The sequence below is a fragment of the Variovorax soli genome (assembly GCF_031454625.1).
Taxonomy (GTDB): Bacteria; Pseudomonadota; Gammaproteobacteria; order Burkholderiales; family Burkholderiaceae_C; genus Variovorax; species Variovorax soli_A.
In genome coordinates this window covers 13,271-30,636 of the sequence record NZ_JAVDRF010000009.1, presented here as the reverse complement: position 1 = coordinate 30,636, position 17,366 = coordinate 13,271, and the positions used below count along the sequence as shown (strand labels likewise).

16 protein-coding genes are annotated in these 17,366 nt (G+C 70.0%); 6 read left to right on the top strand and 10 right to left on the bottom strand.

Annotated elements, in window-relative coordinates; genetic code table 11:
- Nucleotides 1-9 precede the first annotated feature (9 nt).
- The gene (locus tag J2739_RS19180; protein WP_309904529.1) at nucleotides 10-1,647 is read left to right on the top strand and encodes an alkaline phosphatase family protein; all 1,638 of its coding nucleotides are present in this window, start codon (nucleotides 10-12) and stop codon (nucleotides 1,645-1,647) included.
- Between the two features lie 71 nt (nucleotides 1,648-1,718).
- The gene (locus tag J2739_RS19175) at nucleotides 1,719-1,937 is read left to right on the top strand and encodes a hypothetical protein (protein ID WP_309904527.1); all 219 of its coding nucleotides are present in this window, start codon (nucleotides 1,719-1,721) and stop codon (nucleotides 1,935-1,937) included.
- A gap of 11 nt (nucleotides 1,938-1,948) precedes the next feature.
- Here J2739_RS19175 and J2739_RS19170 read toward each other — a convergent pair whose 3' ends face one another.
- The 7 genes from J2739_RS19170 to J2739_RS19140 all read right to left on the bottom strand — a co-directional run bounded on the left by J2739_RS19170 (nucleotide 1,949) and on the right by J2739_RS19140 (nucleotide 9,740).
- A complete protein-coding gene (locus J2739_RS19170) occupies nucleotides 1,949-2,959 on the bottom strand; it encodes an XdhC family protein (protein WP_309904524.1) in 1,011 nt (336 codons plus the stop codon).
- A 20-nt stretch (nucleotides 2,960-2,979) separates the two neighbouring features.
- Entirely contained in the window at nucleotides 2,980-3,603 is a 624-nt protein-coding gene (locus J2739_RS19165; protein WP_309904522.1) for an SRPBCC family protein, read from the bottom strand.
- Between the two features lie 18 nt (nucleotides 3,604-3,621).
- The gene (locus J2739_RS19160) at nucleotides 3,622-4,815 is read right to left on the bottom strand and encodes a vWA domain-containing protein (protein WP_309904519.1); all 1,194 of its coding nucleotides are present in this window, start codon (nucleotides 4,813-4,815) and stop codon (nucleotides 3,622-3,624) included.
- Between the two features lie 127 nt (nucleotides 4,816-4,942).
- Nucleotides 4,943-5,842, bottom strand: a complete 900-nt coding sequence (locus J2739_RS19155) for an AAA family ATPase (RefSeq protein WP_309904517.1) — start codon at nucleotides 5,840-5,842, stop codon at nucleotides 4,943-4,945.
- A 136-nt stretch (nucleotides 5,843-5,978) separates the two neighbouring features.
- On the bottom strand, nucleotides 5,979-6,770 hold the full coding sequence (locus J2739_RS19150) for an FAD binding domain-containing protein (RefSeq protein ID WP_309904515.1): 792 nt from the start codon (nucleotides 6,768-6,770) through the stop codon (nucleotides 5,979-5,981).
- Nucleotides 6,771-6,789: 19 nt separating this feature from the next.
- Nucleotides 6,790-9,234, bottom strand: coding sequence for a xanthine dehydrogenase family protein molybdopterin-binding subunit (locus tag J2739_RS19145; protein WP_309904513.1), 2,445 nt, complete (start codon nucleotides 9,232-9,234; stop codon nucleotides 6,790-6,792).
- An 11-nt stretch (nucleotides 9,235-9,245) separates the two neighbouring features.
- A complete protein-coding gene (locus J2739_RS19140; protein WP_309904511.1) occupies nucleotides 9,246-9,740 on the bottom strand; it encodes a (2Fe-2S)-binding protein in 495 nt (164 codons plus the stop codon).
- Between the two features lie 178 nt (nucleotides 9,741-9,918).
- Between J2739_RS19140 and J2739_RS19135 the strand changes: the two genes are divergently transcribed.
- Both J2739_RS19135 and J2739_RS19130 read left to right on the top strand, forming a co-directional pair.
- Nucleotides 9,919-11,025, top strand: a complete 1,107-nt coding sequence (locus J2739_RS19135) for a helix-turn-helix domain-containing protein (RefSeq protein WP_309904509.1) — start codon at nucleotides 9,919-9,921, stop codon at nucleotides 11,023-11,025.
- Between the two features lie 26 nt (nucleotides 11,026-11,051).
- Entirely contained in the window at nucleotides 11,052-11,378 is a 327-nt protein-coding gene (locus J2739_RS19130) for a thioredoxin family protein (protein WP_309904507.1), read from the top strand.
- A gap of 46 nt (nucleotides 11,379-11,424) precedes the next feature.
- On the opposite strand, the gene aspA is transcribed toward J2739_RS19130, so the two are convergent.
- Together aspA and J2739_RS19120 are read right to left on the bottom strand one after the other, a co-directional pair.
- Nucleotides 11,425-12,843, bottom strand: a complete 1,419-nt coding sequence (gene aspA / locus J2739_RS19125) for an aspartate ammonia-lyase (RefSeq protein WP_309904504.1) — start codon at nucleotides 12,841-12,843, stop codon at nucleotides 11,425-11,427.
- A 144-nt stretch (nucleotides 12,844-12,987) separates the two neighbouring features.
- A complete protein-coding gene (locus J2739_RS19120) occupies nucleotides 12,988-15,015 on the bottom strand; it encodes an AsmA family protein (RefSeq protein ID WP_309904502.1) in 2,028 nt (675 codons plus the stop codon).
- A gap of 221 nt (nucleotides 15,016-15,236) precedes the next feature.
- On the opposite strand from J2739_RS19120, the gene J2739_RS19115 reads away from it, so the two are divergent.
- A complete protein-coding gene (locus J2739_RS19115) occupies nucleotides 15,237-15,689 on the top strand; it encodes a carboxymuconolactone decarboxylase family protein (protein ID WP_309904500.1) in 453 nt (150 codons plus the stop codon).
- Between the two features lie 92 nt (nucleotides 15,690-15,781).
- On the opposite strand, the gene J2739_RS19110 is transcribed toward J2739_RS19115, so the two are convergent.
- Entirely contained in the window at nucleotides 15,782-16,534 is a 753-nt protein-coding gene (locus tag J2739_RS19110; RefSeq protein WP_309904499.1) for a TOBE-like domain-containing protein, read from the bottom strand.
- 57 nt (nucleotides 16,535-16,591) lie between these two features.
- Here J2739_RS19110 and modA point away from each other — a divergent pair, with 57 nt between their 5' ends.
- Nucleotides 16,592-17,353 (top strand): molybdate ABC transporter substrate-binding protein, encoded by a 762-nt coding sequence (modA, locus tag J2739_RS19105; RefSeq protein ID WP_309904497.1) that lies wholly within the window; start codon nucleotides 16,592-16,594, stop codon nucleotides 17,351-17,353.
- The last annotated feature ends 13 nt before the right edge of the window (nucleotides 17,354-17,366 follow it).

The window sequence follows — 17,366 nt, the reverse complement described above, 5'->3', positions numbered from 1 at the left end:
CCGTCCCCGATGTCGCCCTCAGGCTGGGGCGGCTGGCTGGCGCGCATCGCAGGGCCGCTGCTGCTGCTCAATGCCCTCTTGACGCTGGAAAACCACGGCCCCGGCCTGTGGCCGCGGCCGGCGCTGCGCCTTTCCTTCGAGCTGGTCGTGGCCGTGGTGGCGCTCGCCGGCTGGGCGGCGTGGCGCGGCCGGCCCGGAACGCGGGTGCTGCGCCTGCTGGCCGCCGCCAGCGCCTGCTGGATCGTCGCGCGCTACTTCGATGTCACGGTGTCGGCCGTGTTCGGCCGCCAGCTCAACCTCTACTGGGACAGCCGGCACGCGCTGGAAGTGCTGCGCATGGGCGAGTTCCCGGCCTGGCAGATCGCCCTGGGGGCGCTGGCGCTGCTCGCCGTGCCGCTGCTGCTGTACCGGCTTGCGCTGCACTGCTGGCGCGCGATTGCGCAGGCGCTGGCCTGGCCGCGGCCACGGCCTGCGATCGGCTTGGCCGGCCTGCTGCTTGTCGCCTGCTTCGCGGCGCACGGCATCGGCGGGCGCGACACGCGCTGGTTCTTCTCCATGCCGGTGGCGCCGATCCTCGCCCAGCAGGCCGGCGTGCTGGCGGGCCAGCTGCTGCCCGGGCAGGCGAGCGCGCGGCTCACGCCCAGCCCGGACTTCGCGCAGGCCAGTCTCGCCGGCCTGCACGGCGCGGACGTGCTGCTGCTCTTCGCCGAGTCCTACGGCGCAACCACGCTGGACAATCCACGACAGGCCGCCGCCCTCGCGCCGCGACGCGCCGCCTTCGCGCAGGCGCTCGCGGCCGGTGGCCTGCAGGTGGTGTCGGCGCGCGTGCGATCGCCCACCTACGGCGGCGCTTCGTGGCTGGCCCATGCCGAATTGCTGAGCGGCGTGGACATGCAGGACCCCGGCGCCTACGAGCTGCTGCTGGCGACGCAGCGGCCGACGCTGGCGCGCCACTTCCAGGCCCATGGCTGGCGCACCGTGAACTGGATGCCAGGCCTGCAGCGCCCCTGGCCCGAGGGCCGCTTCTACGGCTACGACCGCTATGGCGATGCCGAGCACATCGGCTACCGCGGGCCGGCCTTCGGCTATTGGCGCATTCCCGACCAGGCCTCGATGGCGCTGCTGCATGCACAGGAGCTGGCTGCGCCGCCCGGCACGCGCGCGCCGCGCTTCATGGTCTTCGCGACGCTCGCGAGCCATGCGCCTTTCCGCCCGCTGCCGCCCTACGTCAGCGACTGGGACAAGCTCGCGGGCAGCGAGGCCTACACGCCGGCCGAGGTCGCGCGATCGCTGGCCGCGCCAGTCTCGTGGCAGGCGCCGGTGCCGGCCTACCTCGAGGCCCTGGGCTACACCTTCGAATGGCTGGGCGATTACCTCGAGCACCGTGCGCCGCGGCAGCTGCTGACGATCATGATCGGCGACCACCAGCCGTTGGCCAGCGTGAGCGGCGCGGGTGCCTCGTGGGACGTGCCGGTCCACATCATCAGCAGCGATGCCGCGCTGCTCCAGCGCTTCGAGGCAGCGGGCTTCAGGCCGGGGCTCCTGCCGCAGGAGGGGCCGGCGCCGATGCGCATGGAAGCGCTCACGCGACTGCTGCTCGCCGTCTTCGATGGCAGCCCGGCGCGCGTGCCCGGCACGGGCGAATGAGCCCGATCGTGCTCACCCGTTCCGAGCAATAGTTCACAGCCGCGCGGCGCATGCTCTGGTACTTTCAGCGCATGCGTGCCCTACTTCTTCTCGCCAGCGTCGCCGTCCTCGCCACTGCCTGGTGGCTGGGTTCGTTCACCGGTCTGCTGATCGCGATCGGCGTCTGCTTCGCGTTCGCCGCCGCGATCTTCGCCTTCTCGCGGGCCGGCAAGGAAGCCCGAGAGTCGAAGCAGATGCAGCGCGCCTTCGGCCGCAGCACCACCTTCCTCGCCGGCCTGGGCAAGCGCTGATTCGGCGCCGCTCAGCCGGATGCAGCCTCTTTCGCCACCGCCACCTCCGTCTCGCGCGGCAGCGTGACCCCGTTCTTCACCGCCAGGATCTCCGCCATGACGCTCACCGCGATCTCGGGCGGCGTCTTGCTGCCGATGTAGATGCCGATCGGGCCTCGCAGGCGCGCGAGCGAGGACTCAGTCTGGTCGAAGTGCTCGATCATGCGTTCGCGCCGTGCCTGCGCGTTGCGGCGCGAGCCGATCGCGCCGACGTAGAAGGCCTCGCTCTGCAGCGCCTCCAGCAAGGCCAGGTCGTCGAGCTTGGGGTCATGCGTGAGCGCGACCACGCAGCTGCGGCGGTCGGGCTTGAAGGCGAGCACGGCGTCGTCGGGCATCTCGGTGCTGATGGCCACGCCGGGCGTCGACCAGGCCGTGCGGTACTCGGCGCGCGGGTCGCACAGCGTGACCGCGAAACCGCTGAACTTCGCCATGGTCGACAGGTACTCGGCCAGCTGGCCGGCGCCGATCAGAAGCATGCGGTACTCGGGGCCGAAGGTGTTGACCAGCTCCGTGTCGTTGACCGCGAGCTCGGCCGGCGCGCCGGCCTCGGCCAGCCGAACGGCGCCGTCGGCCAGCGAGACCGTGCGCTGCATCAGGCGCCCCTGCTCGAGCGCCTCGACCAGCGTGGCCAGGGATGCGGCGTCCGGGTCGTATTCGAGCAGCAGCTCCAGCGTGCCGCCGCAGGGCAGGCCGAAGCGGTGCGCCTCGTCGGCGGTGATGCCGTACTTGACCAGCGCCGGCGGGCCGGAGGGCATCTCGCCCACGGCACCATGGGCGCGGCTGTAGCGGGCGATCAGGTCGTCCTCGATGCAGCCGCCCGAGACCGAGCCGACGACCGCGCCATCCTCCGCCAGCGCCATGATCGAGCCGATCGGCCGCGGCGAGGAGCCCCAGGTGCGCACCACCGTCGTGAGCAGCGCGCGGCGGCCCGCCAGCCGCCAGTCGCGCAGCGTGCGCAGGACCATCACGTCGAGGTTTTCCATACCGGTCTTCCGTGGCGGCGCTATTCGCCCGGTTTCTCGCCGCCGGCCGCCTCTGGCGCTTCGTCCTTCTTGCCGAAACCCATCTTGCGCATGAAGCCGGCCATCTTGCCGGTCTTCTCGGCGGGTTCGGCGGGTTCGGCGGCCGGCGCATCCGCGCTCTGGGCAGCGGGCGGCGGACCATGGCGCGCCTGCATTTCGGCCTCGAAGCGCTTGAAGAAGTCGTCGGCCGTCGACTTGGCGGCGCCGTCGATCAGGCGCTGGCCCAGCTGCGCGATCTTGCCGCCCACCTGCGCCTGCACCGTGTAGTCGAGCTCGCACGCGGGCCCGTCCACGCCCTCCGCGCCATCCACCGGCTTGAGCGAGACCGCGGAAGACCCCTTGGCGAAGCCGGCCACGCCGCCCTGCCCCTCGAAGGACAGCTTGTAGCTGTCGGGCGGCACGATGTCGGCCAGCTTGACCTTGCCGTTGAACTTGGCCGAGACGGGCCCGATCTTGACCGCCAGCGCCACCGCGTACTCGTTGTCGCCGGCGGGCTCGAACTTGTCGCAGCCGGGGATGCATTTCTTCAGCGTCTCGGGATCGTTGAGCGCCTCCCAGGCCTGCTGCTGCGTGATCGGGAGCCGGCGGTTGCCAAGCATTTCCATGGTGGGGTTCCTTCTTCGTTAGCGGCCGCAGCGCATCAGCGAGGCGAGGCTGGAGGCCAGTTGTTCCAGCGCGTTGAGATTGTGGACCGCGAGCATCGCATCCGCATGGCGGTGCAGCACCGCGGCCCCGCGCGCGAGCGGGGCATAGCCTTCGTAGCGCAACAACGGGTTGAGCCACAGCACGCGCCGCGAATGGCGCTTGAGCCATTGGAGCTCCCGCTCCAGCACCTCGGGCTCGCCGGTGTCCAGGCCATCGCTGATGACCAGCACCAATGTGCGGCGGCCGGTCAGCCGGCGCGCGTGGTTCTGGCGCAGCTCGGCCAGCGATGCGCCCAGGCGCGTGCCGCCGGCGAAATCGGCGATCGCTTCACCGGCGGCGCCCAGCATCGCGTCGGTGTCGGCGATGCGGAAGGCCGGCGTCAGGTCCGTCAGCTGGGTACCGAAGGCGAACACGTCGCGCCGGCCGGCCCGCCGCGTCGCCGCATGCAAAAAGGCCAGCAGCAGGCGCGCATAGCGCTCCATCGATCCCGAGACATCGATCAGCACCAGCAGCGGCAGCGGCTGCGTGCGCCGGGAGAGTCGCGGCAGGCGCAGCATCTCGCCACCGGTGCGGCCGGCCTCGTGCCAGATGCCGGGCCAGTTCATGCGCGAATGCGCGCCGGCATTGCCGGCCGCATGCAGGCGGCGCGCGGCCAGGGTGGGCACCGGCAGCGCGACATCGCGCGCCAGCCGCTCCACCAGCCGGTACTCGGCGGCGCCGAGCGCATTGAAGTCGGCATGGTGCATGCGCTGCCGGTCGCTGGCGGTCATGGCGGCATCGAAGTCCACCTCGCGCTCGGTCCGCACGGCCGGCACCGGATCGCGCGGCGCCGCCAGCGCCTCGCGCACCCGCGGCCGGCGCTTCGAAGGTTCGGCCTTGCCCTCGGCGCTGGGCAGCATCTGCGCGAGCAGCTTGTTGGCGAGCTCCGGATCGCGGAACCAGGCGTCGAAGAGCTCGCGAAACACACCGCGGTCCTGCTCGCGGCTGATCATCACGGCCTCCAGCGCGGCCGAGAGGTCGGGCCGGCGGTCCACCCCGACCAGCATCGCGGCCTCGGCCGCCAAGGCGATGCGTGCCGAGTCGGTGCGCACGCCGGCACGCCGCAGGGCGCGGCCGAAGCCGGTCATGTTGTCGGCCAGTTTGCCGCGTCTGGCGTCGCCTAGTTGCTGCATGTTGAAAACGCAGGCCGAAGGCAGAGGACGCGAAGCTCTCGCAGAAGTCGTGGAAACGACAAATCGAGCGATCTCTTGAAATGGCCTGCGCTCTCTGCAAAGCCCTTTCGCTGCCTGCATCCGGCATTCATGTCCCCGCCTCCTCGGGCTTCAACAGATCCGAGGCCAGGTCCAGCGTCAACGCAGCCACGTCGTCGCGCTGCTTGAAGAGGATGCCCGCGGTGTCGACGACGACCTCGGGGTCGAGCGCCAGCGTATCGAGCGCGATCAGCGCCCGCGCCCATTCGACGCTTTCGGCGATGCCGGGCGCGCGCTGGAAGGCGTTCGCGAAGGGCGCGCTGCGCAGCCGCGCGACGAAATCCGCCACCTGCTGCGACAGCCTTTCGCTGGCCCCCGGCGCCTGCGCGCGCACGATGGCCAGCTCGCGCTCGCGCTCCGGGTAGTCCAGCCAGTGATAGAGGCAGCGGCGCTTCACTGCGTCGTTGAGCTCGCGCGTGCGGTTGCTGGTGAGCAGCGTGACCGGCGGCACCAGCGCGCGCACGGTGCCGAGCTCGGGAATGCTGACCTGGTATTCGCCCAGGTATTCGAGCAGGAAGGCCTCGAAGGGCTCGTCGGCGCGATCGACCTCGTCGATCAGCAGCACCGCGCCCGGCGCCGGTGCCTGCAAGGCCTGCAGCAGCGGCCTGCGTATCAGGTAGTGCGGCTGGTAGACCTCGGCCTCCACGTCGCGTGCCGCGCCATGCGCCTCGGCCGCGCGCATGTGCAGCAGCTGCGCCGCGTAGTTCCATTCGTAGAGCGCCTCGCGCTGCTCCAGGCCGTCGTAGCACTGCAGCCGCAGCAGCTCGCGCTTCAGGGCGCTCGACAGCGCCTTGGCCAGCTCCGTCTTGCCCACGCCGGGCTCGCCTTCCAGCAGCAGCGGACGCTGCAGCTTGAGGGCGAGAAAAACCGCTGTCGCCAACCGCCGGTCGGCAAAGTAACCCGCCTGTTCCAGGCCGGCGATGACGGAGTCGATGCTGGGAAAAATCATTCTTGAACGCAGGGCAGGCAGAAGTTCTGCAGAAGTCGCAGAAGGAGCAGAAGTCGAAGAGGTCGCAGAAACCGAAGAAGATACCCGTCAATCCCCTTCAATGGCTTTCCGCGCCCTCTGCGTCCGGTGTCCGCATTCAGCCCAGCGCCTTGCGCACGGCCCGCTGCGTCAACACGCTGATCAGGTTCGCGCGGTAGGCCGCCGTCGCGTGCAGGTCGCTGTTGAGATCGCTCGCATCGATCTTCACGCTGGCCGCGGCCTCGGGCGTGAAGCTCTTGCTCAGCGCGTCCTCGAGCCCGGTGTGGCGGAACACGCCGTTGCCCGCGCCGGTGACGGCCACGCGCACGCCGCCGTCGCCCTGGGTCACGAAGATGCCGACCAGCGGGAAGTTCGAGGCCTTCTGCCGCAGCTTCTCGTAGGCCGCGCGCTTGGGGATGGGGAAGCGCACCGCGGTGATCAGCTCGCCCTCTTCCAGCGCGGTGGCGAACAGGCCCTGGAAGAAGTCGTCGGCCGCGATCTCGCGCTTGCTGGTGATCACGGTCGCGCCCGAGCCCAGCACCGCGCTGGGATAGCAGGCCGAAGGATCGTTGTTGGCCAGCGAGCCGCCGATGGTGCCCATGGCACGGACCTGGCGGTCGCCGATGTGGTCCGCCAGCCAGGCGAGCGCCGGGAAGGCCGCCTTGATCTCGGCGTTGGCACCGACGTCGAGGTGGCGCGTCATCGCGCCGATCACGAAGGCGTTGCCCTCCTTCCGGATACCGACCAGCTCCCGGATGCCGCCGAGGTCGACCAGTTGCTCGGGCGCCGCGAGGCGCAGCTTCATCGAGGCCAGCAGGGTCTGGCCGCCGGCCAGCGGCTTGCCGCCGGCGGCAGCCAGCCTGGCCGCATCCGCCACGCTGGCGGGACGTTCGAGGGTAAAGGCGTACATGTTCGATTTCCTCCGGGGGTCAGGGCGTCGGGCGGCCCTGGGTGCTGGCGGTCAAGGGGGCTTGCTGGGGTTCCTGCGTCGGGCTCACGCTGCCCTTCCGGATCGCTTCCCACACACGATGGGGCGAGGCCGGCATGTCGAAATCCTTGACGCCCAGCGGCGCCAGCGCGTCGAGCACCGCGTTGATCAGCGCGGGCGGCGAGCCGATGGCGCCGGCCTCGCCGCAGCCCTTGGTGCCCAGCGGGTTGTGGGTGCAGGGCGTGCAGGTGGTGTCCAGCTTGAACATCGGGAAGTCGTCGGCGCGCGGCATCGCGTAGTCCATGAAGCTGCCGGTCAGCAGCTGGCCGCTTTCGTTGTCGTAGACGCAGTTCTCCATCAGCGCCTGGCCGAGGCCCTGCACGATGCCGCCGTGCACCTGGCCTTCGACGATCATCGGGTTGATGATGGTGCCGAAGTCGTCCACGGCGGTGAAGCGGTCGACCCTGACCTCGCCGGTGTCCTTGTCCACCTCCACCTCGCAGATGTAGGTGCCGCCCGGGAAGGTGAAGTTGGTCGGGTCGTAGAAGGCGGTTTCGTCCAGCCCCGGCTCCAGCTTGTCGAGCGGGTAGTTGTGCGGGACGTAGGCCGTCAGCGCCACCTGGCCGAAGGGGATCTTCTTGTCGGTGCCCTTGACGGTGAACTCGCCATTGGCGAACTCCACGTCGGCATCGCTGGCCTCCATCAGATGGGCGGCGATCTTCTTGGCCTTGGTCTCGATCTTGTCGAGCGCCTTCATGATCGCCGCGCCGCCGACCGAGATCGAGCGCGAGCCATAGGTGCCCATGCCGAAGGGCACGCGGCCGGTGTCGCCGTGCACCACGTCGACGTTCTCCACCGGGATGCCCAGGCGCGCCGCCACCACCTGCGCGAAGGTGGTCTCATGGCCTTGGCCGTGGCTGTGCGAGCCGGTGAAGACGGTCACGCTGCCGGTCGGATGCACGCGGATCTCGCCGCACTCGAACAGGCCCGCGCGCGCCCCCAGGGCCCCCGCGATGTTGGACGGCGCGATGCCGCAGGCCTCGATGTAGCTGGAGTAGCCGATGCCGCGCAGCTGGCCCTTGGCCTCGCTGGCCTTCTTGCGCTCGGCGAAGCCCGCCACCTCGGCCAGCGCCTTGGCCTTGTCCATGGAAGCATGGAAGTCGCCCGTGTCGTACTGCAGCGCGACCGGCGTCTGGTAGGGGAACTCGGTGATGAAGTTGCGCTTGCGGATCTCGTCCTGGCCCAGCCCCATCTCCCACGCGCAGCGCGAGACCAGGCGCTCCAGGAGGTAGGTCGCTTCAGGCCGGCCCGCGCCGCGGTAGGCATCGACCGGCGCCGTGTTGGTGAACCAGGCGTCCACCTCGACGTAGATCTGCGGCGTGGTGTACTGGCCCGCCAGCAGCGTGGCGTAGAGGATGGTCGGCACCGCGGTCGAGAAGGTCGACAGGTAGGCGCCCAGGTTGGCGTCGGTGTGCACGCGCAGCGCCAGGAACTTGCCGTCCTTGTCCATCGCCATCTCGGCATGGCTCACGTGATCGCGGCCGTGGGCATCGGACAGGAAGGCCTCGGAGCGCTCGCCCGTCCACTTGATGCTGCGATTGAGCTGCTTCGCGGCCCAGGTCAGCGCCACGTCTTCGGCGTAGAGGAAGATCTTGGAGCCGAAGCCGCCGCCCACGTCGGGCGCGATCACGCGCACCTTGTGTTCGGGCAGGCCCAGCACGAAGGCCGTCATCAGCAGCCGCTCGACATGCGGGTTCTGATTGGCGACATAGAGCGTGTACTCGTCGTTGGCGCGGCTGTAGCTGCCGATCGCCACCCGCGGCTCCATCGCATTGGGCACGAGCCGGTTGTTGACCAGGTCCAGCTTCGTCACGTGCGCGGCCTTGGCGAAGACCGCGTCGACCTGCGCCTTGTCGCCGAGCGCCCACTTGTAGCACTGGTTGTCGGGAGCGGCGTCGTGCAGGGTGACGCCACCGGCCTTCTTCGCCGCATCGGCCACGCTCACCAGCGCGGGCAGCACCTCGTAGTCGACCTCGATCGCCTCGGCGGCGTTCTTCGCCTGCTCCACGGTGTCGGCCACCACCATTGCCACGTGGTCGCCCACATAGCGCACCTTGCCGATGGCGAGGACGGGATGCGGCGGCTCCTTCATCGGCGTGCCGTCGGGGTTGTTGATGAGCCAGCCGCACGGCAGCCCGCCCATCTTGCCGTCGATGTCCTTGCCGCTGAAGATGCCCACGACGCCGGGCATCTTCGAGGCCGCCGCGGTGTCGATGGACTTGATCGCCGCATGCGCATGCGGCGAGCGCAGGAACACGGCATGGCACTGGTTGGCCAGGTTCACGTCGTCGGTGTATTGCCCGGCACCGGTCAGGAAGCGGTAGTCTTCCTTGCGCTTGAGTGCCTCGCCGATGTGCGGCAGCTTTGCGAAATCAGGTGCGCCCATGGTGATGCTCCTCAGGCCGCGGCCGCGGTCTTGGCCGGCGCGGCCGCCATGGCCTCGCCGCCCATCTGGATGGCCTTGACGATGTTCTGGTAGCCGGTGCAGCGGCACAGGTTGCCGTCCAGCAGCTCGCGAATTTCGGACTCGCTGGCCTTGGGGTAGTGCGTGCACAGGTCGATCGCGCTCATCACCATGCCCGGGGTGCAGAAGCCGCATTGCAGCCCGTGGCATTCCTTGAAGGCCGCCTGCATCGGATGCAGGGTGCCGTCGGGCTGCGCGATGCCCTCGATGGTGGTGATGTCCGCGCCCGCCACCTGTGCCACCAGCACATTGCAGGACTTGACCGCGCGGCCGTTGACGTGGACCGTGCAGGCGCCGCACTGCGCGGTGTCGCAGCCCACGTGGGTGCCCGTCAGGAGCAGGTGCTCCCGGATGGCTTGCACGAGGAAGGTGTTGGGGGGCGCATCGACCGTGACCGCGCGGCCGTTGACCGTGAATGGAACCTGCATGTGGCTGTCTCCGTTTGGGTGATGGCTAGAGCAAACAGGATGTTGGACGCGGGGCAGGGCCACCACCCTAGGCAAAACCCTAGGCGCTTGCGGGTTGTCCTTGAAATTCTCAAAATGAAACATCCTGCCGCGCGGGCAGGCCTTCCGCATGCGTCGCCCGGCGGCGCCTTCCATCACGATGACCTCACCTTCCACGCCCCTGCCTGAGCGCTCCCTGACCATCGCCCAGGCGCGGCGCGAATGGATCGAGGGCGAGCCCGCCGGCACGCGCGGCGTCCGCATCGAGCCCTGGCTGCTGCGCTCCTGGCAGCGCTGCCTCGCGGCCGGCCACCGGCCGCAGCATCGGGTCAGCTTCGATCCGGTCACGCAGCAGGCGATGCGTCGCATCGCCGAGCGCAACCGCAGCCTCCTCTCGGCCGCGCGGCCGGTGCTGGCGCGGCTCTCGCGGGCGATCGCCGACACGCGCTACTTCGCGGTCCTGACCGACGCCGAGGGCACCGTGATCGAGGTCGGGGCCCTGCCCGGCGGCAGCGACCCCGCGGACCGCCATGCGCGCGACATCGCGCGCGTCGGCGTCGATCTGTCGGAGCGCGCGGTCGGCACCACCGCCATCGGCGCCGTGCTCGCCGAGCACGAATCCGTGTGGCTGCACCGCGCCGAGCACTTCTTCGACGCCACCAGCATCTACAGCTGCGCGGGCGCACCGCTCTTCGGCCCGGAAGGCGACTGCATCGGCATGCTCGACCTCACCGGCGTGCAGGTGCTCGAGCGACCCGAGTTGCGGCACCTGGCGGTGCAGTCCGCACGCAGCATCGAGAACGCACTGGTGCAAAGCCATCCCTGTGCACTGCTGCTGCGGCTGGACTGGCCGGGCTACGGGGCCGGGCCGGGCAGCGAGGGGCTGCTCGCCATCGACGCCGAGGGCTGCGTGACCGGGGCCAACACCGCGGCGCGCCAGATGCTGCACCAGCCGTTGGCGCGGCAGCCCGCAACGCACTGCCAGGACCTGTTCGCCCTGCCGTCCCAGATGCTCTTCGATGCGGCGCGGCGCGGCGACGCCTTGCTGGAAGTGCCGCTGTGGTCCGGCCTGCGCGTGCAGGCGCGACCCCAGTTGACCGGCCATCCGCCGAGCGCGGCGCCGGAGCCCGCCCGCCTGCGCGACCTGGAAGCAGCGCTGATCCGCCGCGCCGTCGACGATGCGCGCGGCAACGTGGCCGAGGCCGCCCGCGCCCTCGGCATCAGCCGTGCCACGGTGTATCGCAAGCTGGCCCGCCGCCAGCAATGAACGCCGGGCTCCCGCAGAATGGCGCGATGAACGATTCCTACGCCTCCCAAGAACCCGCGCGCAGCGAAGTCGACGCTCTCCCCGGCCCCACGCTGGTCGAATTCGGCGCACCCTGGTGCGGCATCTGCAAAGCGGCCCAGCCCCTGATCGCGCAAGCCCTGGCCGGCACGGCGCCGCTGCGCCACCTGAAGATCGAGGACGGCAGCGGTCGGCCGCTGGGCCGCTCCTTCGGCGTCAAGCTGTGGCCGACGCTGATCTTCATGCGCGACGGCCAGGAGGTGGGGCGCCTGGTGCGGCCCACCCGCAGCGAGGACATCGCGCGGGAGCTCTCGCGCATCGTCCAGCCGGCCTGAAAGCGTCAGGCCGCCGCGAGCCGCGCGCGACCGTGTCGCGCGGCGTTCAAGCCTTGCGCGCCTTCTCGTAGGCCCGCGGCTGGATCAGCACCTCGTGGCGCAGCGCCTCCTCCAGCTCGGCCTCCGTCATCAGCTTGCGCTGGAGCACCACGTCGCGCACGTTGGTGCCGTTGGCATAGGCCTCGGCCGCAACCTCGGTGGCCTGCTTGTAGCCGATGATCGGATTGAGCGCGGTGACCAGCGCGATCGAGCGCTCGATGCTCTCGCGCAGCCGGTCGGGGTTGGCGGTGATGCCCTTGACGCACAGGTCGGCCAGCGTCCTGGCGCCGTTGGTCAGGTGCTTGAAGCTGCGGAACAGCGCGCTGGCGATGATCGGCTCGAAGGCGTTGAGCTGCAACTGCCCGGCCTCGGCGGCGAAGGTCACCGTCAGGTCGTTGCCGAAGACTTCGAAGCAGACCTGGTTCATCACCTCCGGGATCACCGGGTTGACCTTGCCCGGCATGATCGAGGAGCCGGCCTGCATCGGCGGCAGGTTGATCTCGCCGAACCCCGAGCGCGGCCCGCTGGAGAGCAGCCGCAGGTCGTTGCAGGTCTTCGACAGCTTGACCGAGATGCGCTTGAGCACGCCTGACAGCTGCACGAAGGCGCCGCAGTCCTGCGTGGCCTCGATCAGGTTGGGCGCCGTGGCCAGGTCCAGCCCAGTGATCTTGCGCAGCGCCGCCAGCGCCTTGCCCGCGTACTCCGGATGGGCGGTGATGCCGGTGCCGATGGCGGTCGCGCCGAGGTTGATCTCGCGGATCAGGGCCGAGGCTTCGGTCAGGCGCGCGATGTCCTCCTCGATCATCACCGCGTAGGTCGAGAACTCCTGGCCGAGCGTCATCGGCACCGCGTCCTGCAGCTGGGTGCGGCCGATCTTGAGCAGGTGCGCGAACTCGGTGGCTTTTTCGGCGAAGGCCGTGCGCAGATGCTCCATGGCCTCGAGCAGACGCTCGATCGCGAAGCAGGTGGCGATGCGGATCGCCGTCGGATAGACGTCGTTGGTGCTCTGCGCCATGTTGACGTGCTCGTTGGGGTGCAGGTACCGGTACTCCCCGCGCTGGTGGCCGAGGATCTCCAGCGCCCGGTTGCACACCACCTCGTTCGCGTTCATGTTGGTGGAGGTGCCGGCGCCGCCCTGGATCACGTCGACCACGAACTGCTCGTGCAGCGCGCCGTTGCGGATCTCTTCGCACGCGGCCACGATCGCATCGCGCAGCTCGGGCGGCAGCAGGCCCAGCTCGGCGTTGGCCTGCGCGGCCGCTTCCTTGACGGAGGCCAGCGCGATCACCAGCTCGGGGAAAGCCGAGATGGTGGTGCCGGAGATCTGGAAGTTCTCCTTGGCCCGCAGCGTGTGGACGCCATAGTAGGCCTCGGCGGGCACCTCGCGGTCGCCCAGCAGGTCGTGCTCGGTTCGGGTCTTGCTCATGGTTGCTCCTCGGTGTTGTTTGGTTGAGGCTGCCACGCCGGGCTGCGACGCCTGCGGCACGTCACACGGCGCCCTGCGCAGCGCGAGTGTGCTCCCAATCAGCGGCGGGCCAAAGAAGCGGCCCCGGGGCGAGCCGCGCGCCGCTCACCTGGATTTCTTTGGCGCCGGCTTGCCGGGCTTCGCGACGCTGCCGACTTTTTCCTGCACGGCGGTGCAATCGGTGTCCTGGCCCGGCCCCGTCTCGATCAACGGCAGCAGTGCCGCAAGGGGCCCTGCCGCGGCCAATGCCGCCGCGCCGCCCGCACGCGCGACCAGGGGGCCCTTCTCGATGGCGAAGTCCGGGTTCTTGAAGGTGCCGAACAGGCGCACCGGCGTGCGCAGCGACAGCACGCCCATGTGCTTGGGCTTGGGGGCCACGACGAAGTCGAAGCGCTCGTGCTCCAGATCGAAGGTTCCGCTGCCGAGGATCTGCGTCTGCTCGGTATCGACGACGAACAGCCTGGAGTCTCCGCGTCCTCCTTTCACGTCGAAGGCGATGCCGCCGCAGTTGACCGCGATGACGCGGTCGCCGCCCACCAGCAGCTGCAGCACCTTGCCACCATTGAGTCCGCTGAGCGCGTCCAGCAGGTTCGAGACCCGGCCCTTGGTGATCGTCACGGCGATGCCGCCATCGGCCTTCGCGGCGGCATCGGCGATGGAGTTGCCGGTGCCCTTCAGCCGGAGGGCGCCGCCCATCTGGCCCGCGGCCTGCGCGATCTTCTCGTTCTTGGGCATCAGGCGGTCGATGTGCACACCCTGGAGGCGGATCTGCACTTCCGATCTGATCGTCGGCTCGCGGGCATCGAGCCGCGCCTGCGACACGATGGCGCCGCCGGCGAAGCCGAAATCCACCTGCGGCAGCACGAGGATGGAATCGTGCAGGCGCAGCGATGCACGCAGGCTCTCCAGCGGGAGGTACTTGGGCACCAGCAGCCTGCCCGCGTCGAGATCCACCTCGGCGTCGATCATTTGCAGGCGGCTGCCATCGAAGGAGCCGGCGGGCAGGACGTGGTCGGGGTCGACCTTCCTCGCGGCCTCCTTGGCCGATGGGCGGGAGCGCGTCTGCGCCTGGCCCAGGGCGGGCTTGCCGCCGGAGCCCTTGGTCTCGATCCCGATCATCGGCCCCAGGTCGGCCATGTTCAGCAGCTTGCTGTGCAGCTTCCCCGTGAGCAGCGGGCGCGGCTGCTTCGCGACGTAGGCGCCCTGCCCCGTGACGTCGGTCGATCCGATCCTGCCGGCAAGATCGTCCATCGTGTAGCGGTTGCCCTTCAGCACCAGATGGCCTTGCAGCTGGTAGGGCGGCGAGGCCGGCAGCGGCAGCAGCAGGAAGGGATAGAGGTTGGCCAGCGTGCGGCCCTCGATGTGCAGCCAGGCATCGATGCCGGAGATGTTGGCGGCATCCGCGATCGTGCCTTCGACCTCCAGCCGGGTGGTGCCGGCCATCAGGCTGCCCTTGATCGGGAAGGGAACACCGGATTCCTGGAAGCTCAGCACTTCGCCGGTCAGGGCGGTGCCGGAGAAGCCCGCATCGTGGTATTTGCCGCTGAACGTGTATTGCGTGCTGTAGCGATTGTTCGAGGGCGGCGCATCGGCGTTGCGCGTCTTCGGCTCGCTCTCAGGATCGAAAGTGCTGCCCTGGATGTCGAGCTGAAAGGGCTCGCCGTGGTCGAGGTAGCGCAGGTGGCCGTGATCGACCGACAGGGTGCTGATGCGCAGCTTGCTCGGCGAGGTGTCGGAAGGGTCCGAGAGCACCCAGTTCCTGCGGTCGTCCGGCATTCGCTCGAACACCAGGTCCGGCTTGGTCAGCGCCGCCCGCGGCACCAGGACCTTGTCCGGCAGATCGCGAAGCGAGACCGAGAATTCCAGCTGTTCGATCTTCGCCATCGCCTTGTCGGTGGCCCATGGGGCGTTGCTGAAATAGACATCCCGCAGCCGGATCGTGGGCGTGAGGCCGGGCCGGACGTGCAGGTCCGAGATGCGGAACTCGCGCTTCGTCTTCTGGGAGATGTAGCGTTCGAGCGGAGGCTTGAACCAGTTCCAGTCGAACAGCAGGACCAGGAGGCCGAGCACCACCAGCGCTGCCACCCAGAACGGGTGGCGCCTCACGAACCCCGGCACCCTCGAATCGGCCATGCCTCGACTGCCTTCTCGCACAATGGTGCTGCCGATGATGGGGACGGGAGGCTGGTCCCTGGTGGGACGCAAAAAGCTTTGCACGTCGGACAGCAGGCCGCGCAGGGCGAAGTTTCGCGGCGTTTTCGCCGCTTGCCGTCACAAACCGGAGGCGTCGCGCGTCTTGAAGGTATGGAGGCCGCACGGGGCGGCCCTCCGCCACCCCCCCCCGAGGACATCGCATGACGCACACGGCACGCATTCCCTTCCACCAGCTCGCACCCAAGGCCTTCCAGTCCCTGCTCACCCTCTCCGCCGCGGTCCGCAAGGACCTGCTGGGCCACCGCCTGTACGACCTCGTGCTGCTGCGCGTGTCGCAGATCAACGGCTGTGCCTTCTGCATGGACATGCACTGGCGCGACCTGATCAAGCAGGACGTCGATGCGCGCCACCTCAACGCGGTGGCCGGCTGGCGCGAGGCGCCCTTCTTCACGGAGCGCGAGCGCGCGGCGCTGGAGTGGGCCGAGCTCGTCACGGCCATCCCGCACCGGGACCCGAGCGACGAGGCGTTCGCCCGGCTCAAGGCGCAGTTTTCCGACGAGGAGATCGCCGAGCTCGGCTTCACCATCGCGGTGATCAACGCCTGGAACCTGCTCAACGTGAGCTTCCGCAATCCGGTGCCTGAGAAGGCCTGACCCGCCAAGGCGTGCCCGCGCTGCAAGCGCGGCACTGCGGCTGTGCGCGCCATGCCGGCCTGCGCGTGGAGCGTCGCCCGGCGTGTGCGGTGCTACCCGGGCAGCGCCACCACCACGGCCGCCTCGTCGACACAGGCCTGCACCCGCTGCCGGGCGCGCAGCCCCGAGCCGCCGGGCGCGAAGCCGACGAGCTGCAGGCCGCCTTCCAGCGCCACCGCGATCTCGTCGCCATCTTCGCCGCGCGCCACGCCCTGCACCACGCCGGCCAGCAGGTTACCCCGGGCGCGGCGCGGCGCGGCGGCACGCTCGATGCGCACCGCGGTCGCCTTGCACAGCGCGATCGCGGCCATGCCTTCGGCCAGCCCGAGCAGCTCGGCGCTCTCCTGCGTGATCCGCGCCGCGATGGGCTGCGCGCCGGCCAGCGCCAGCCGGACGCGGACGATGCGGCCGGTGGATTCGATCGCCTGCACCGTCGCCGGCAGCTGGTTGCGCATGCTGGTGCGAATGGCCAGCCGCGCGACCGCCGACCCCGCGCCTGCCGCGCCGGCGCGCGACTGCACGTCGCGGCGCGCCAGCGCGAGCGCGTCTGCGAGCTCGAGCAACTGTCTGCCGTGCGCCGTGAGCGAGGCTCCCCCGCCGCCCGCGCCGCCGACCGCCCGCTCCACCAGCGGCACGCCGGCCAGGTTGGTGAGCGTGGCCACCGCCTGCCAGGCGGCCTTGTAGCTCACCGCAGCCTCGCGCGCCGCCTGCGAGATGCTGCCCGTGCGGCCGATGCCGCGCAGGATGTCGATGCGCTTGTCGCTCATGCCGTGGCCGAGCGCGTCGCCGAAGCGGGGAGATGCCATGCGTGGCATTGTGCCGGCGGGCCTTACACTCGCGCTATTCCATCGATGAATAGCGATATGAAATCCCGACCCGTGCTGCCGCGCCGGCTCGGCGCCCTGCTCGCGCTCGGCGCATCGCTGGCCGTGCATGCGGGCGAGGTCCAGGTCGCCGTCGCGGCCAACTTCGCCGGCCCGATGAAGACACTCGCCGCCGACTTCCAGAAGGCGACCGGCCACACGGCGGTGCTGGCCTCGGGCGCGACGGGCAAGTTCTACGCACAGATCCGAAGCGGGGCGCCCTTCGACGTCTTCCTCGCGGCCGACGAAGAGACGCCGGCCAGGCTCGACAAGGAAGGCGCGACCGTGCCCGGCAGCCGCTTCACCTACGCCTTCGGCAAGCTGGTGCTGTGGTCGGCCAAGCCGGACCTGGTGGATGCACAGGGCGAGGTGCTGAAGCGCGGCAGCTTCGCGCACCTCGCGCTGGCCGCGCCCAGGCTCGCACCTTACGGCGCGGCCGCGGTCGAGACGATGACGCGCCTGGGCGTGCTCGCCCCGCTGACGCCGAAGCTCGTGCAGGGCGAGAGCATCGGCCAGACCTTCGGCTTCGTTTCCAGCGGCAACGCCGAGCTCGGCTTCGTCGCGCTGTCGCAGGTGTGGGAGAACGGCGCGCTCAAGAGCGGCTCGGCCTGGATCGTGCCGGGCGAGCTGCACCGCCCCATCCGCCAGGACGCGGTGCTGCTGGCCCGCGGCAAGGACAACGCGGCCGCCGTTGCGCTGATGGCCTTCCTCCGGTCCGACGCCGCCAAGGCCGTGATCCGTTCCTTCGGCTACGGCATCTAGCGGCGATTCATCC

Excerpts from the sequence above, each read along its gene's own strand:
- J2739_RS19180 (WP_309904529.1), top strand. The coding sequence starts at position 10 with ATGTCGCCCTCAGGCTGGGGCGGCTGGCTGGCGCGCATCGCAGGGCCG.
- J2739_RS19175 (WP_309904527.1), top strand. The coding sequence starts at position 1,719 with ATGCGTGCCCTACTTCTTCTCGCCAGCGTCGCCGTCCTCGCCACTGCC.
- J2739_RS19170 (WP_309904524.1), bottom strand. The coding sequence starts at position 2,959 with ATGGAAAACCTCGACGTGATGGTCCTGCGCACGCTGCGCGACTGGCGG.
- J2739_RS19165 (WP_309904522.1), bottom strand. The coding sequence starts at position 3,603 with ATGGAAATGCTTGGCAACCGCCGGCTCCCGATCACGCAGCAGCAGGCC.
- J2739_RS19160 (WP_309904519.1), bottom strand. The coding sequence starts at position 4,815 with ATGCAGCAACTAGGCGACGCCAGACGCGGCAAACTGGCCGACAACATG.
- J2739_RS19155 (WP_309904517.1), bottom strand. The coding sequence starts at position 5,842 with ATGATTTTTCCCAGCATCGACTCCGTCATCGCCGGCCTGGAACAGGCG.
- J2739_RS19150 (WP_309904515.1), bottom strand. The coding sequence starts at position 6,770 with ATGTACGCCTTTACCCTCGAACGTCCCGCCAGCGTGGCGGATGCGGCC.
- J2739_RS19145 (WP_309904513.1), bottom strand. The coding sequence starts at position 9,234 with ATGGGCGCACCTGATTTCGCAAAGCTGCCGCACATCGGCGAGGCACTC.
- J2739_RS19140 (WP_309904511.1), bottom strand. The coding sequence starts at position 9,740 with ATGCAGGTTCCATTCACGGTCAACGGCCGCGCGGTCACGGTCGATGCG.
- J2739_RS19135 (WP_309904509.1), top strand. The coding sequence starts at position 9,919 with ATGACCTCACCTTCCACGCCCCTGCCTGAGCGCTCCCTGACCATCGCC.
- J2739_RS19130 (WP_309904507.1), top strand. The coding sequence starts at position 11,052 with ATGAACGATTCCTACGCCTCCCAAGAACCCGCGCGCAGCGAAGTCGAC.
- aspA (WP_309904504.1), bottom strand. The coding sequence starts at position 12,843 with ATGAGCAAGACCCGAACCGAGCACGACCTGCTGGGCGACCGCGAGGTG.
- J2739_RS19120 (WP_309904502.1), bottom strand. The coding sequence starts at position 15,015 with ATGGCCGATTCGAGGGTGCCGGGGTTCGTGAGGCGCCACCCGTTCTGG.
- J2739_RS19115 (WP_309904500.1), top strand. The coding sequence starts at position 15,237 with ATGACGCACACGGCACGCATTCCCTTCCACCAGCTCGCACCCAAGGCC.
- J2739_RS19110 (WP_309904499.1), bottom strand. The coding sequence starts at position 16,534 with ATGGCATCTCCCCGCTTCGGCGACGCGCTCGGCCACGGCATGAGCGAC.
- modA (WP_309904497.1), top strand. The coding sequence starts at position 16,592 with ATGAAATCCCGACCCGTGCTGCCGCGCCGGCTCGGCGCCCTGCTCGCG.